Annotated in this window: 13 protein-coding genes; 6 read left to right on the plus strand and 7 right to left on the minus strand. The window is 60.0% G+C overall.

Going from position 1 to position 13,278, the window contains the following annotated elements:
• Positions 1 to 75 precede the first annotated feature (75 nt).
• Together NXC24_RS04505 and NXC24_RS04510 are read left to right on the plus strand one after the other, a co-directional pair.
• Positions 76 to 1,266 carry a winged helix-turn-helix domain-containing protein gene (locus NXC24_RS04505; RefSeq protein WP_104825004.1) on the plus strand — a complete coding sequence of 397 codons (1,191 nt, stop codon included), beginning with the start codon at positions 76 to 78 and terminating at the stop codon, positions 1,264 to 1,266.
• 88 nt (positions 1,267 to 1,354) lie between these two features.
• The gene (locus tag NXC24_RS04510) at positions 1,355 to 2,404 is read left to right on the plus strand and encodes a dipeptidase (protein WP_104822215.1); all 1,050 of its coding nucleotides are present in this window, start codon (positions 1,355 to 1,357) and stop codon (positions 2,402 to 2,404) included.
• Positions 2,405 to 2,444: 40 nt separating this feature from the next.
• Here the strand turns inward: NXC24_RS04510 and ribB are convergent, their stop codons facing one another.
• Positions 2,445 to 3,548 carry a 3,4-dihydroxy-2-butanone-4-phosphate synthase gene (gene ribB / locus NXC24_RS04515; RefSeq protein ID WP_104822216.1) on the minus strand — a complete coding sequence of 368 codons (1,104 nt, stop codon included), beginning with the start codon at positions 3,546 to 3,548 and terminating at the stop codon, positions 2,445 to 2,447.
• Between the two features lie 10 nt (positions 3,549 to 3,558).
• A complete protein-coding gene (gene aroC / locus NXC24_RS04520) occupies positions 3,559 to 4,656 on the minus strand; it encodes a chorismate synthase (RefSeq protein WP_104822217.1) in 1,098 nt (365 codons plus the stop codon).
• Between the two features lie 301 nt (positions 4,657 to 4,957).
• Here aroC and NXC24_RS04525 point away from each other — a divergent pair, with 301 nt between their 5' ends.
• Complete coding sequence (locus tag NXC24_RS04525) at positions 4,958 to 5,218, plus strand: DUF1344 domain-containing protein (RefSeq protein WP_104822218.1); 261 nt, start codon at positions 4,958 to 4,960, stop codon at positions 5,216 to 5,218.
• Between the two features lie 31 nt (positions 5,219 to 5,249).
• Here NXC24_RS04525 and NXC24_RS04530 read toward each other — a convergent pair whose 3' ends face one another.
• The 3 genes from NXC24_RS04530 to NXC24_RS04540 form a co-directional block, all read right to left on the minus strand.
• Complete coding sequence (locus NXC24_RS04530) at positions 5,250 to 5,843, minus strand: histidine phosphatase family protein (RefSeq protein ID WP_104822219.1); 594 nt, start codon at positions 5,841 to 5,843, stop codon at positions 5,250 to 5,252.
• 18 nt (positions 5,844 to 5,861) lie between these two features.
• Positions 5,862 to 6,680, minus strand: coding sequence for an enoyl-ACP reductase FabI (gene fabI / locus NXC24_RS04535; RefSeq protein ID WP_104822220.1), 819 nt, complete (start codon positions 6,678 to 6,680; stop codon positions 5,862 to 5,864).
• A gap of 122 nt (positions 6,681 to 6,802) precedes the next feature.
• The gene (locus NXC24_RS04540) at positions 6,803 to 7,966 is read right to left on the minus strand and encodes a DnaJ domain-containing protein (protein ID WP_104825005.1); all 1,164 of its coding nucleotides are present in this window, start codon (positions 7,964 to 7,966) and stop codon (positions 6,803 to 6,805) included.
• Between the two features lie 337 nt (positions 7,967 to 8,303).
• Here NXC24_RS04540 and NXC24_RS04545 point away from each other — a divergent pair, with 337 nt between their 5' ends.
• Together NXC24_RS04545 and NXC24_RS04550 are read left to right on the plus strand one after the other, a co-directional pair.
• Positions 8,304 to 9,308 (plus strand): ornithine cyclodeaminase family protein, encoded by a 1,005-nt coding sequence (locus NXC24_RS04545; protein WP_104822221.1) that lies wholly within the window; start codon positions 8,304 to 8,306, stop codon positions 9,306 to 9,308.
• Positions 9,309 to 9,337: 29 nt separating this feature from the next.
• Positions 9,338 to 10,861 carry an aromatic amino acid ammonia-lyase gene (locus NXC24_RS04550; protein ID WP_104822222.1) on the plus strand — a complete coding sequence of 508 codons (1,524 nt, stop codon included), beginning with the start codon at positions 9,338 to 9,340 and terminating at the stop codon, positions 10,859 to 10,861.
• A 16-nt stretch (positions 10,862 to 10,877) separates the two neighbouring features.
• Here the strand turns inward: NXC24_RS04550 and NXC24_RS04555 are convergent, their stop codons facing one another.
• Positions 10,878 to 11,336 (minus strand): RT0821/Lpp0805 family surface protein, encoded by a 459-nt coding sequence (locus tag NXC24_RS04555; RefSeq protein WP_104822223.1) that lies wholly within the window; start codon positions 11,334 to 11,336, stop codon positions 10,878 to 10,880.
• A gap of 62 nt (positions 11,337 to 11,398) precedes the next feature.
• On the opposite strand from NXC24_RS04555, the gene pdxH reads away from it, so the two are divergent.
• On the plus strand, positions 11,399 to 12,019 hold the full coding sequence (gene pdxH / locus NXC24_RS04560; protein WP_104822224.1) for a pyridoxamine 5'-phosphate oxidase: 621 nt from the start codon (positions 11,399 to 11,401) through the stop codon (positions 12,017 to 12,019).
• A 5-nt stretch (positions 12,020 to 12,024) separates the two neighbouring features.
• Here the strand turns inward: pdxH and NXC24_RS04565 are convergent, their stop codons facing one another.
• Entirely contained in the window at positions 12,025 to 13,083 is a 1,059-nt protein-coding gene (locus tag NXC24_RS04565; protein WP_104822225.1) for a polysaccharide deacetylase family protein, read from the minus strand.
• Between the last annotated feature and the right edge of the window lie 195 nt (positions 13,084 to 13,278).

Genomic DNA, 13,278 nt, shown 5'->3' on the forward strand with positions numbered 1-13,278 from the left:
TCCTATAGCCCATCATAACGAATTATCAAATCAACGCCGTTTGAAAGCATGGGAATTAATGCCTATGATCTGAGCATGACGAATCTGCTTTCAAACCGAGATGCCCGCCGCGTCTTCCTCGCCAAGCAGGGGCTTTCCAATCCGCCGAACCGTGCCCTGACCAAGGCCGGGCTGCTGCAGTTGATCCACGATATCGGCTTCGTGCAGGTCGATAGCATCTCGACGGTCGAGCGGGCGCATCACCAGATTCTGTTTTCCCGCAACCAGACCTATCGGCGCGAACATCTGACGGAACTGCTCGAAAAGGACGGCGCGCTGTTCGAAAACTGGACGCATGATGCCTCCATCCTGCCCAGCGCCTTCTTCGTCTATTGGAAGCACCGGTTTCGCCGCGAGGAGCTGGCGATCGTCGAGCGCTGGCGCAAATGGCGGGGCGAGGGGTTCGAAGCCGCCTTCGAGGAGACCTACGAGCGCGTCCTGAAAAACGGCGCCATTACCGCCCGTGAGATCAAGGACGAGAACCATACCTCCGGCGGCTGGTGGAACTGGCATCCGAACAAGACCGCGCTCGAATATTTCTGGCGTACCGGCAAATTCGCCATCGCCGGCCGCACCAATTTCCAAAAGGTCTACGATCTCGTCGAGCGCGTACTGCCGGAAAATTTCCACACGCCCGAAGTCGGCCACGACGAATTCGTCGACTGGGCTTGCCGCAGCGCTTTGCAACGCCTTGGGTTTGCCACGTCAGGCGAAATCGCCGCCTTCTGGGACTTGGTGACGCCGCAGGAAGCGAAGACCTGGGTCGACACGCATCGCGCGGAACTCGCCGAAATATTGATCGAGCCCGCCATGGACGGCAAACCGCGCCCTTCCTTCGGCTTTGCCGATTTCCCAGCTACGCTCGACAGCTTCCCCGAAGCTCCCGCCCGGATGCGCGTCCTCAGCCCCTTCGATCCGACGATACGCGACCGCAACCGCACCGAACGCCTGTTCGGCTTCTTCTACCGGATCGAGGTCTTCGTGCCGGAGCCGAAGCGTGAATATGGCTATTACGTTTTCCCGCTCCTGGAAGGAGACCGGCTGATCGGCCGGATCGATATGAAAGCCGACCGCAAGGCGGGCACGCTGGACGTCAAACGCCTGTGGCTGGAACCAAGTGTCCGGGCATCCGCCGGACGGCTGGAAAAGTTGGAAGCGGAATTGGAGCGGGTGGCGCGTTTTGCCGGGGTGGAGAAGGTGGTGTTTCTGGAGGGGTGGCGGGGATAAATTGCCTGTTCTTCCGTCCTGATTTCCCGCTGGTTTCCGAGAGGACTGCGTAGGCCAAACTGCACTTGAACCTTGGGGCAGAGATCACATGAGCAGCATTTATGTATTCGATGGGCATAATGATGCGGTTCAGTTCATGGTGGATTATAAATCTACCGGCCGGGATTTTATGGTCCGATCGGAGATGGGGCATCTTGATCTTCCGCGAGCGCGTGAAGGCCGCTTGGCTGGCGGATTGTTTGCAATGCATGCCTCTCCAGAACACGAGCCGGTGGATGACCTTACTATCACTCGTGATGGATACGAAGTTCGTTATGCCGATGCCGTCCATCCGGACTATGCCCGTGGACAAATCGATGGCCAGCTTTCCGCGATGAGGGGTTTGATCGAACGCTCCAACGGCCAGATCCGCCTCGCCACAAGCGTGAATGATATTCGGACTGCCCAGATGGACGCCGCCTTTGCCGTCGTGCTTCATATAGAGGGGGCAGAGGCCATCGGCCCTGATTTCGGATATCTGGATGCCCTATATGACGCGGGCCTCCGATCTCTCGGCATCGTTTGGAGCCGTCCGAATATTTTTGGCTATGGCGTCCCGTTCGCTTATCCGAGGTCTCCCGATACTGGGCCGGGGCTTACGGATTTAGGCAAGAGCCTGGTCAAAAGATGCAATGCTCTCGGAATAATGATCGATGTTTCCCATCTGAACGAGCGTGGGTTTTGGGACGTGGCCGCCCTGAGCACCGCTCCGCTTGTCGCCACGCATGCCTGCGCTCACGCCCTATGCCCATCGACCCGAAACCTAACCGATCGGCAGTTAGATGCCATTCGCGATACTGACGGGGTCATCGGATTGAACCTGGCCGTCAACGACATTCGCCCCGATGGCCACCTTGAAGACGACACGCCTCTCGACCTTGTTGTTCGTCATTTCGACTATCTCATAGGTCGCGTCGGAGCGGATAGGGTCGCTCTCGGATCAGATTTTGATGGCGCGGTCATGCCCCGCCAAATCAAGGATGCAAGCGGCCTGCCACATCTCATAGACGCCATGCGCAAAAATGAATTCGATGAGTTGACCCTGCGAAAATTCGCCTATGACAATTGGCTTCGCGTGTTCGGCCTGACTTGGAGATAGCTGACTACGGTTATTCAAGAATGCTGACCCATTAACAAGATCAGCAAATCTCCGTCCGGGCGATCTCGATGCCGAACCCTTCCAGGCCGACATAGTGCCGTTCGCGGCTGGTGAGCAGTTTGATCGAGCTGACGCCGAGATCTTTCAGAATCTGCGCGCCGAGGCCGATTTCCAGCCATTCGCTGTCGCGGGCCTGGGCCTCGGCATGGGTCTCGTGGCCGGCCTGGCGGGATTTGCGACCATTGTCGATATGGCCGACGCCAACGGAACCTTCGCGGAGATAAACGATGATGCCGCGGCCTTCATCAGCGATCTTCTTCATGTAGAAATCGACCGGACGGCGCTTTCCGAACAGGTCTTCGGCCACATTTTCCGGATGCAGGCGCACCGGAATGTCGATGCCGTCGCGGATGTCGCCAAAGACGACTGCGAGATGCTGCATCGGGTCCCAGGGTAGCGAATAGGTGTGAGCGCGCGCCTTGCCGAACGGCGTTTCGATATCGAAGCTGGCGCCGAGTTCGATCAGCGTTTCCTTGCGCTGGCGATAGGCGATGAGGTCGGCGACGGAGATGAGCTTCAGCTCGTTCCGCTCGGCAAATTCCACCACCTGCTGGCCGCGCGTCACCGTGCCGTCGTCATTGACGAGCTCGCTGATGACGCCGATCGGCGGCAGGCCGGCGAGCTTGCAGAGGTCTACGGCGGCTTCCGTATGGCCAGAGCGCATCAGCACCCCACCTTCCCGCGAGACCAGCGGGAAGATATGGCCGGGTCGGAGGAAATCGGTCGGGCCGACATTCGGATTGGCGAGATTGCGCACCGTCAGCGTGCGGTCGTCGGCGGAAATGCCCGTCGTCGTGCCGTGCTTGAAGTCGACGGAAACGGTAAATGCGGTTGTATGCGCGGAATCGTTTTCCGCCACCATGGCATTGAGGTTCAGGCGCTTGGCCTCCTCGCGCGGCATCGGCGTGCAGACGATCCCCGACGTATGGCGGACGATGAAGGCCATCTTCTCGGGCGTGCAATGGACGGCGGCAACGATCAGGTCGCCTTCATTCTCGCGGTCGTTATCGTCCATGACGACGACGATCTCGCCGGCCTCGAAGGCTCGGAGGGCTTCCACCACGCGCTTCTGATCATAGGGCATGAAAACGTCCTTATTTCAGCCGGCCGGTCTGGCCGCGATCCCTAAGGTAATGATCGGCTATGGCGCAGGCAACCATCGCCTCGCCGATCGGCACGGCGCGAATGCCGACGCAAGGGTCATGGCGGCCCTTGGTGCGGACATCGACATTGTTGCCGTCGGCATCGATCGATCGGCGCTCGGTCAGGATCGACGAGGTCGGCTTGATGGCGAAGCGGGCGATGACCGGCTCGCCGGTGGAAATGCCGCCCAATATGCCGCCGGCATGGTTGGATAGGAAGATGCGGTTGCCGTCATTGCCCATGCGCATTTCGTCGGCGTTTTCCTCGCCGCTCATTTCGGCAGCAGCAAAGCCATTGCCGATCTCGACGCCCTTGACGGCGTTGATCGACATCAGCAGCGAGGCGATATCCTGATCGAGCTTGCTGTAGATCGGTGCGCCAAGACCGGCGGGCACGCCTTCGGCAATGACTTCGACAACGGCGCCGATCGAGGAGCCGGCCTTGCGGATGCCGTCGAGATATTCCTCCCAGACCGGCACGATTTCCGGATCCGGCGAGAAGAACGGGTTCTGATCGACCTGTGCCCAGTCCCAATTGGCGCGATTTATCTTGTGCTTTCCGATTTGTACCAGCGCGCCGCGCACGGTAACGCCGGGCACGACGAGGCGGGCAATACCGCCGGCGGCGACACGCGCCGCGGTCTCGCGGGCCGACGAACGGCCGCCACCGCGATAGTCGCGAATGCCGTATTTGACGTCATAGGTATAGTCGGCATGGCCGGGGCGATAACGCCGCGCGATCTCGCCGTAATCCTTGGAACGCTGGTCGGTGTTTTCGATCAGCATCGAGATCGGCGTGCCCGTCGAAATCATCGTCTCGCCGTCTTCATCCAGCATCACGCCGGACAGTACCTTGACGAGATCATCTTCGCGGCGCTGCGTCACGAAGCGCGACTGTCCCGGCTTGCGCTTGTCGAGCCAGACCTGAATGTCCTCAAGCTTGAAACGGAGCCCCGGGGGGCAGCCGTCGACGACGCAGCCAAGCGCCGGCCCGTGGCTTTCGCCCCAGGTGGTGACGCGGAAGAGATGACCGAATGTATTGTGCGACATGGGAAACGACCGGATTACTGTGGCCCGGCGGCGGCCGCGCCTTTGTCTCTTGGAATTGCGGCACACTCATAGGCCAAAAAGCTGCCGAGGCAAATCTTTCTTTCCGTGATGGATCCCGCACGGCGAGAACCCGCAAACGCTCGATATGGTAAACGAAGATTAATCCATGCTGTGGATCGTGAAAACACATTCATCAATTAGGCGACGAAAGCCATTGTTGCGGGCAACTTCCGCCATATTCAAAGCGTTACCTTGGAACAATCAAATTTAGCACTGATAATGAATCAAAAGGGTACTCCCGATGCGCTTCTTTGTTGCGACGCTCCTGGCCACGGCAAGTCTCCTCGCCCCCGTCGCCGGCTTTGCCGAAAGCGCTGATGTCGAGGCCACGATCAAGAAGGTCGATGAGAAGAATTTCAGCATTACGCTGGACGACGGCAAGAATTATCAGGCGCCGCAGGATTTCGATTTCACGGGTCTAAAGGCCGGCGTCAAAGTGGTCGTCTTTTATACCGAGGTCGACGGCAAGCGCGTCATCAACGATCTCGATATCGTGCAGTAGGGAACGGGGATTATTCCTTTAGCAGGCGGCTTTAGATCCAGCCGATGATGTTCATCTGCGTATCGACCTTCAAGATACGATCCTGCGGGATTTCCGCTTCAGCGGCATCTTCTTTCGAGACATCGGCGATCAACCGGAACAGCGAGCGGATGACGCCGCCATGGGTGACGCAGACGGTCGGCCGATCGACCGAAGTCAGCCAGGAGCCGACGCGCCAGGAGAGGATTTCGTAGCTCTCTGCATCATCGCCGGGCGGGATGAAGTCCCACTTGCCGGCGTTGCGCTCGGCAAGACGTTCGGCCTCGGTCGCCTTCAGCTCCTTGAGGGTGAAACCTTCCCAGGCACCGAAAGAGACTTCGACCAGCCGTTCGTCCGTGCGATAGTCCTTGGGTGGCAGGCCCATGGCTTCGCGCGCGATTTCCATGGTTTCGCGGGTGCGCCTGAGCGGACTTGCGACAAAGTCGAAAGGCTGGTTTTCAAAGGTGAGGATTTCGCCGAGCTCAACACCATTCTGCCGCGCCTGCGCGCGACCGATGGCGTTGAGATCGATATCCTTCTGTCCCTGCAACCGGCGCTCGGCATTCCAGTCCGTCTGACCGTGGCGTATCACATAAAGAGGCGGCACGGTCAGGTTTCCTGTTGATCAATCCTTGATGACGGCGATGTCAGGCGCATCGACGGCCTTCATGCCGATGGCGTGATAGCCCGAATCGACATGGTGCACTTCGCCGGTGACGGCGGTGGAAAGATCGGAGAGCAGATAAAGCGCGGAGTTGCCGACTTCGTCGATCGAAACCGTGCGCTTTAGCGGCGCGTTATATTCGTTCCATTTCAGAATATAGCGGAAGTCGCCGATGCCGGCGGCGGCCAGCGTCTTGATCGGGCCGGCCGAAATGGCGTTGACGCGAATGCCGCGACCGCCGAGGTCGACGGCAAGGTAGCGCACGCTTGCTTCGAGCGCAGCCTTGGCGACGCCCATGACGTTGTAATTCGGCATGACCTTTTCCGCGCCGTAATAGGTCAGCGTGATGATCGAGCCGCCATCGTTCATGATGCGCTCGGCGCGCTGGGCGACGGCGAGCAGCGAATAGACGGAGATGTCCATGGTGCGCGCGAAATTATCGCGGCTGGTGTCGACATAGCGGCCGGTCAGCTCATCCTTGTCGGAGAAGGCAATGGCATGCACGACGAAATCGATCTTGCCCCATTTGGCTTCCAGCGAGTCGATGACGGCGTCGATCGTCGCGGGTTCCGTAACGTCGCAATGGCCTGCCATGAAGGCGCCGAGTTCCTGGGCGAGCGGCTCGACGCGCTTCTTCAGAGCGTCGCCCTGCCACGTCAACGCGATTTCGGCACCGGCTTCGGAACAGGCCTTGGCAATACCCCACGCTATGGAACGGTTGTTTGCAACGCCGAGGATGACGCCGCGCTTGCCTGCCATGAGGCCAGTGGCTTGAGCCATATTCTGCTCCCTTGAACTTTCGAATGATCCTGCCTATGGCATAGGCCGATCCCCTGTTCAAGCATCGGAAAGATCATCAACTGTTAGGGATCGTAACAAAGGGTGCGGTTGTCACTGAAATTTCACAAAAAAAGCCCCTCGCGCATGCTGCGCATCAAATCGGTAACTTTGTCGTCCGGTTTTTCCCACAGCATCAGGCGCAATTCCACCACGAGATTGCCTTTTCCGCCATGCCCGTCCGGTAGTCCCTGGTCAGAGATTCGGATGACCTGATCCGAACCGGACCAGGGGGGGACTGTCAGCCTGACCGGCCCGCTCAATCCCTCGACCGTTGTCTCATAACCGAGCACCGCATTTTCGATGGTCACGGGAAGGGTCGTGTGGACGTCGAGGCCATTAAGCGTGAAGCGGCTGTCGGTGGAGAGATGGATGGTGATCGCGACATCGCCGCGCAGCATCCCCTGCAATTTCATCCCCTGGCCCTTCAGATGCACCACCTGGCCGTTGCTGATATCCGTCGTCGCCTGAAAGCGCGCCTCCCGTCCGTCGGACAGCGGTACGGCAATCCAGTTTCCCTTCAACATGTCATCGAGGGTGACGGTCGCTTCGGCAGCGATCTCCGGTGTTTTCTCCGGCACTTTGTCCTGAACGCTGCCGCCCGTAAAGCGGCGCACGAGCGAGCCAAGAATGCCGAAGCGCGAGCGGAAGACGGTTGAGCCGGTGCCCGTCGCAAGCTGCTCCTCTTCGGCAAAGTTTTCTTCCGTCTCGCCGCTCTCCGGTTCGCGTGGCTTTTCCGTCTCCGCGGCACTGGCGGCGGTCTCTGCCTGGTTGGGTGCGGCACGGGCGGCCTTGGCGCCGAAAATGCGCTCGACCATATCCTCGGGTGACTCGGCGCCGGCCGCCTGCGGGTTGGCGGCCGACGCAGCCTTCTGCGCCTTCTGGGCATTGGCGCGGGCGAGTTCTTCCATGATCTTTTCGGCGTTGGCGCGTGCGGCCTTGGCACGCTCCGCTGCTTCGCGGGCAGCCTGACGCTGCTGCATGATGGTCTGCTCTGTGCTTTGGCCCTTCGCCTCGGCCATGCGCGCCACTTGATCGTAACGGCTGCGCTTCTGCGGGTCCTTCAGCGTTTCATAGGCGCGGCCGATCTCGGCAAAGCGCTCCGTTGCCGTGGGATCGCCGATGTTGTGATCGGGATGTACGGCCTTGGCCAGGTTGCGCCATGCCGCCTTGATTTCGTCCGCCCCGGCATCCCGCTTTACGCCAAGCACCTTGTAAGGATCGCGCATCATTATAACCACCGTTTTGAAGGGTGTGCCCGGCCTCGTTGCGGCACCCCAAAAGGAAGAAAACATATGGATCGCGCCGTATCCTCACTCCCCCGGAAGCAAGAAGGTTGACGCGCATATGGTGTGATCCTGCGCGAGCAGTTGCTAATCAGTTGTTACGCCCGGCTGGCGGCAACGGTTCGATCTGCCGCAATGGTTAGCCGTTCGCTAAGGAAGCCAAGCCCTGCTTAAGACTGAAGGCACGGCTTTCGCACCGGATTTGCCTTGACAATAAGTATAGACAACTCATTTCATGATGAGGCGAGCATAGCGACAAGCGGAAGGGTCAGGGCATCCCATGCAGGAAATTTGGATCGACTATCTGAACGCCATCGATACCAAGGCGCTGGCGCTGACCAACGACGAAATCCTCGATGCCGTCAGCAAAGCTTTGGATGCGCAGGGACGTGGCGAAACGGTGATCGAACCGCGCGTGCATCTCGTGCCCGAAAGTTCCGACAAGGGCCATTTCAATGTGCTGCGCGGCTATGTGAAGCCTCTCGACTATGCTGGTGTCAAAGTGGTCGGCGATTTCGTCGATAACTACAAACAGGGTCTTCCTTCTGAAATGGCTGTGCTCAACCTTTTCGATCCGCGCACCGGCATGCCGAAGGCGATCATCGACGCCACCGCGATCACCGATATGCGCACGGGCGCGGTCACCGCGATCGGTGCCCGCCATCTCGCCCGCAAGGATAGCAAGGTGCTCGGCCATATCGGCGCGCGCGGCACTTCCTATTGGAATGTCCGCCTGCTCGACCATCTGTTCGATTTCGAGGAAATCCGCGTCCATTCCCGCCGGCCGGAAAGCCGCGATGCCTTCGCCGCCCGATTGGAAAAGGATCTCGGCAAGAAGATCATCGTCACCGACAATTGGGAAGACTGCCTGAAGGACGCCGACATCATGGTCGAGGCCAGCCGCCTGCCTGAGCCGACGCCGCTCTTCAAGACCGCCTGGGTCAAGAAGGGAGCTTTCGTCGTTCCTTATGGCACGATGAGCGCGCTGGAATTCGATCTGACCGACATCATGGACAAAGTCGTCGTCGACGATTGGGGTCAATGCGGCCCCGGTCGTCCCTTTGGCGCATTGCGCCGGCATGTCGATGAGGGCAAGGTGACGGCGGAGACACTGCATGCCGAAATCGGCCAGATCGTCTGCGGTGCGCGGCCTGGCCGCGAAAGCGACGACGAGACCATTCTCTTCTGGCATCGCGGTCTCAGTACCACGGACGTTGCGCTGGGGGCTGCCATGGTCGACAAGGCGAAGCGGATGAATATCGGCCAGCGCCTGCGCTTTGCTTGAAACGGACGGTTTGAGAAACGGACAGACGGATGGGTGCTGACGCCAAAAGCGTGATCTTCGATGCGTCCGGCGCGGATATCGACGCGATCTGCGCCGTGGCTCGCAATGGCGCCGAGGTCGCGATCGGCGCCGATGCGATCGCCGGCATCGAAGCCGCCTATGCCTGTCTCCTCCGCCATGCGGGCGCGGGCAAGGCGATCTATGGAGTCAGCACCGGTTTGGGTGCCGCTGTCGATACGCGCCTCGATCCCGCGAAGGATTCCGGGCAACATCGCATTCCGCGCCCCCGCGCCGTTGGTGTTGGGCGTTTTGCCGAAGCGGATGAGGTCCGCGCCATGATGGCGGCGCGCCTAGCCCGCTTTTGCCTCGGCTATTCGGGTGTATCGCCAGAGGTGGCGCAAGCGCTTGCCGGTATGCTCAATTGTTCCGTCCATCCGAAGGTGCCGATGACCGGCTCGATCGGCGAGGCGGATCTCCCGCCGCTTGCGCATATCGCCTTGGTATTGGTGGGCGAGGGGAGGGCCATTCTTCCGGATGGGCGTGAGGTCTCCGGCGCCGATGCCTTGGCGGCGGCCAGCCTTGTGCAGCCGTCCTTCGGCATAAAGGATGGACTGTCGCTGATCTCGTCCAACGCCGCATCCGTCGGCCTTGCCTGCCTGATGCTGCAGGATATCAGGCGTATTTTCGATGCGCATATCGGTGCGGCAGCGCTGTCCTATGAAGGATTTCGCGCCAGCCTTGATCCGCTCGATCCGCTGGCAAGTCGCTTGCGGCCCGGCCCCGGCCAGGGCGAAGTCGCGGCAGCGGTCCGTTCGCTGCTCGAAGGCGGCGATCTGATGAAACCGGGGGCAGCCCGGCGCCTTCAAGACCCGCTCAGCCTTCGCTGCGTGCCATCGGTCTCAGGCGCCGCATTGCATGCGCTGAGAGCGGCGTGGACTGCTACCGAACTGGAACTGCGCTCCAGTGACGACAACCCATCGGTTCTTGCCGATGAGGATGTCGTGCTGCCGACCGGCAATTTCGATCCCACCCATATGGTGCTGGCCTTCGACACGCTGGGGCTGGCGCTCGCCCGCCTTGCGGCTATGGCGGCCGAGCGAATCATGAAGCTGCTGTCGCCGGGCTTCTCCGATCTGCCGCGTTTTCTGGCGCCGGAAGGTGTCGGCGCCAACGGCTTTGGCGCCCTGCAAAAGACCGTCGCCGCGCTGACGGCGGAGATCGGCCACCTGGCGATACCCATGCCCTTTGCCGTGACGCCCGTCGCCGATCGCGTCGAGGATTATGCATCGCTTGCCATGTCGGTGATCGACAAGACCGGACGGCTGGCGGTGAAGCTGCGATATCTGACGGCGATCGAACTGATCGTAGCCGCGCGGGCCATCGATCTGCGAGGCGCAATCAAGTTGGGTGAGGGAACCGGGATGCTGTTTACCGTTGTCCGCTCGATGGTCCCACCGCTGGAGATGGACCGTTCGCCCAGCAACGATATCTACGCGCTTGCGGATTGCATTGCGGCGGGCACGCCGATCGGCCCGCTTCTGAGTATGAAATAAGAAAGAGAGGAGGCGATCAGCCGTCCTGCTGGAAACTCAGCAATTGCCATTCGCCTTGGCCGATAAGGCAGGTCTTGCCGAAGAAATTGGCGATGCCGTCATAGGAGTGGCGGGTGGTGCGGAACTGGCGGCAGACCTGTCCCGAGGCGTTGTTTTCGACGATGGTGTCGATGACGCCGGCGCTTCCCGTCGACGCATTCGCCCAGGGGACGGGCTGTCCGTTCAGCTTGTTGAGATCTGCCGAAGTCACCGCGTTACGCACGGTTGTCTCGTCGGAAACGCTGTCGGTCGTCACAGGAGCAGTCGGGATGGTACCGGTTGAAACGCTCCGATCCACCTTCGTCGAACTCAGCATGTCCATGCCGCCGCCGACGCAGCCGCCAAGGGAGAAAAGGGAGAAAATGGCAATCGCCATCGTCGCGCCTTTTGCAAGCTTGCGCTTTGTATGAACCGTCGACTTTGCTATGACTTCCACCCGAGTATCTTGGCCAGTGTTGGGGCTGGCGATTTTAGGAAATGCGGAGAATTTGAGCTAATATGTCGGAAAACGAGTTAACAAGCGGTGACTTCACCGAGCAGAACGAGCCCTTCGCGCTTTTCGCTTCCTGGCTGCGCGACGCTGAAGCCAATGAGCCGAATGATCCGAATGCGGTTGCCTTGGCAACGGTTGATAAGGATGGATTGCCAAATGTCCGCATGGTTCTTCTGAAAGGTTTCGATAGTCAGGGATTCGTATTCTATACAAATTTCGAAAGCCAGAAAGGCCAAGAAATTCTTTCCCAAAAGAAAGCGGCCATGTGCTTCCACTGGAAGTCGCTCCGGCGTCAGGTAAGGCTGCGCGGCCTGGTTGAAGTGGTCAGCGACAACGAAGCTGATGAATATTTCAAGACGCGTGCCCGCGGCAGCCGCATCGGCGCCTGGGCGTCGAAGCAGTCGCGTCCGCTCGAGGGCCGCTTCGCCCTGGAAAAGGCGGTCGCCGAATATACGGCCCGCTACGCCATTGGCGAAATTCCACGCCCTGCCTATTGGTCCGGCTTCCGCATCCGGCCGCTGTCGATCGAGTTCTGGCACGATCGCCAGTTCCGCTTGCACGACCGCGTCGAATTCCGCCGCGACGTGCCGGAGGGCGCCTGGGAAAAGGTGCGGATGTATCCGTAACGGAACTATGGTGAGGCCCGGCGCCCCATCAGCCTCATGGGGATGCCGGAGGCAAGTGCCGATGCATATCGAGCCTTCTGGTAGTGACCGTTCAACGACAGCCGCGGCAAATGGGTGATCGTGGCGGCACTTGCCTTTCCGATCGTCCCAGGCCGGGTCGTAACGCCGACGGAAAAGCCGAGTTCCGCTGCAAGCCGAGCTTCGCGAGGAGAGACCGCATTGGCCGTGCCGTAGGGATAAGCGATCGCCGCCGGCCGCCTTCCGATGATGTCAGCGACATAATCCGCCGACAACGCCATTTCCGCCGCCGCTTCCGCTTCCGGCAGACGGGCGAGCGCCCGGTGGCTGACCGTGTGGGCGCCGAGCGAGGCAAGCGGATGACGGACAAGCTGCCTCAATTCCCCGCGGTCCATGATTGTCGCGCGCACGAGATCCAGTGGCTCCATGCCGTTCCTTCGGGCGAGCTCGTCGATCCGGGCAACGGCCTCCATCTCGTCATGGGCATGAACATAGGCGGCAAAGCGGGCAAACACGGCTTGCCGTTGGCCGGCCCTGTTGAGATCGAAACTCTCTGTGCCCATGCCAAAGTCGAACGTTAGGCGATCCCATTGGGCAAGCAGGTCGGCCAGCGTTTCCCACCATATGCTGTGCGTCCTCTCCGACAGGCCTTGGGTGACGAAGATCGTGAAGGGCGTGCCGTGGCGGGCAAAGACCGGCAGCGCATAATCGAAATTGTCGCGATTACCGTCGTCGAGTGTGAAAGCAGCAAAGGGTGGCTTGTTGCGATCACTTGCGATACGGTCCGGCAACGCATCAAGAGAAATGAATTCATAACCATCCCGTTTCAGTCGCGTGATCGCGCTGTCGAGGAATTCGGGCGAAATTTCTAGATGCGCATTCGGGGCAAAGGTTCGGGGCAAGGGAGGGCGGACATGATGCAGGGTGAAGATGGCACCGAGGCCGGCGACGTCGCGCATCAGGCCGAGGTTTTTCAGAATTGCGGCGGTTTCCAGACCGCCGGAGATCGCCGCGCGCTTGAGACGAATTCTGATGCCCTGTTCCATAGGGATTGACCCGGTTGAAGAATGCCCATGATCTAGCCTATCCGCCGTTAAGTCTTGCTGAATCTGCACCATCTTTTCAATGTGTTAACCGTTATTTTACCAGCAAAGGCAAAATTGGAATTCTGTCGAGGGTGTTGCCTCAATATCGCACCGAAATCAGGCTCTTGTCGCAAATGCGCACAACAGGTTGATGCG

It is taken from the genome of Rhizobium sp. NXC24 (genome assembly GCF_002944315.1).
Taxonomy (GTDB): Bacteria; Pseudomonadota; Alphaproteobacteria; order Rhizobiales; family Rhizobiaceae; genus Rhizobium.

What these genes read in the sequence shown, in the direction of transcription:
- NXC24_RS04505 (WP_104825004.1), top strand. Translation starts at nt 76, where the DNA reads ATGACGAATCTGCTTTCAAACCGAGATGCCCGCCGCGTCTTCCTCGCC.
- NXC24_RS04565 (WP_104822225.1), bottom strand. Translation starts at nt 13,083, where the DNA reads ATGGAACAGGGCATCAGAATTCGTCTCAAGCGCGCGGCGATCTCCGGC.
- NXC24_RS04550 (WP_104822222.1), top strand. Translation starts at nt 9,338, where the DNA reads ATGGGTGCTGACGCCAAAAGCGTGATCTTCGATGCGTCCGGCGCGGAT.
- aroC (WP_104822217.1), bottom strand. Translation starts at nt 4,656, where the DNA reads ATGTCGCACAATACATTCGGTCATCTCTTCCGCGTCACCACCTGGGGC.
- NXC24_RS04525 (WP_104822218.1), top strand. Translation starts at nt 4,958, where the DNA reads ATGCGCTTCTTTGTTGCGACGCTCCTGGCCACGGCAAGTCTCCTCGCC.
- ribB (WP_104822216.1), bottom strand. Translation starts at nt 3,548, where the DNA reads ATGCCCTATGATCAGAAGCGCGTGGTGGAAGCCCTCCGAGCCTTCGAG.
- fabI (WP_104822220.1), bottom strand. Translation starts at nt 6,680, where the DNA reads ATGGCTCAAGCCACTGGCCTCATGGCAGGCAAGCGCGGCGTCATCCTC.
- NXC24_RS04545 (WP_104822221.1), top strand. Translation starts at nt 8,304, where the DNA reads ATGCAGGAAATTTGGATCGACTATCTGAACGCCATCGATACCAAGGCG.
- NXC24_RS04540 (WP_104825005.1), bottom strand. Translation starts at nt 7,966, where the DNA reads ATGCGCGATCCTTACAAGGTGCTTGGCGTAAAGCGGGATGCCGGGGCG.
- NXC24_RS04510 (WP_104822215.1), top strand. Translation starts at nt 1,355, where the DNA reads ATGAGCAGCATTTATGTATTCGATGGGCATAATGATGCGGTTCAGTTC.
- pdxH (WP_104822224.1), top strand. Translation starts at nt 11,399, where the DNA reads ATGTCGGAAAACGAGTTAACAAGCGGTGACTTCACCGAGCAGAACGAG.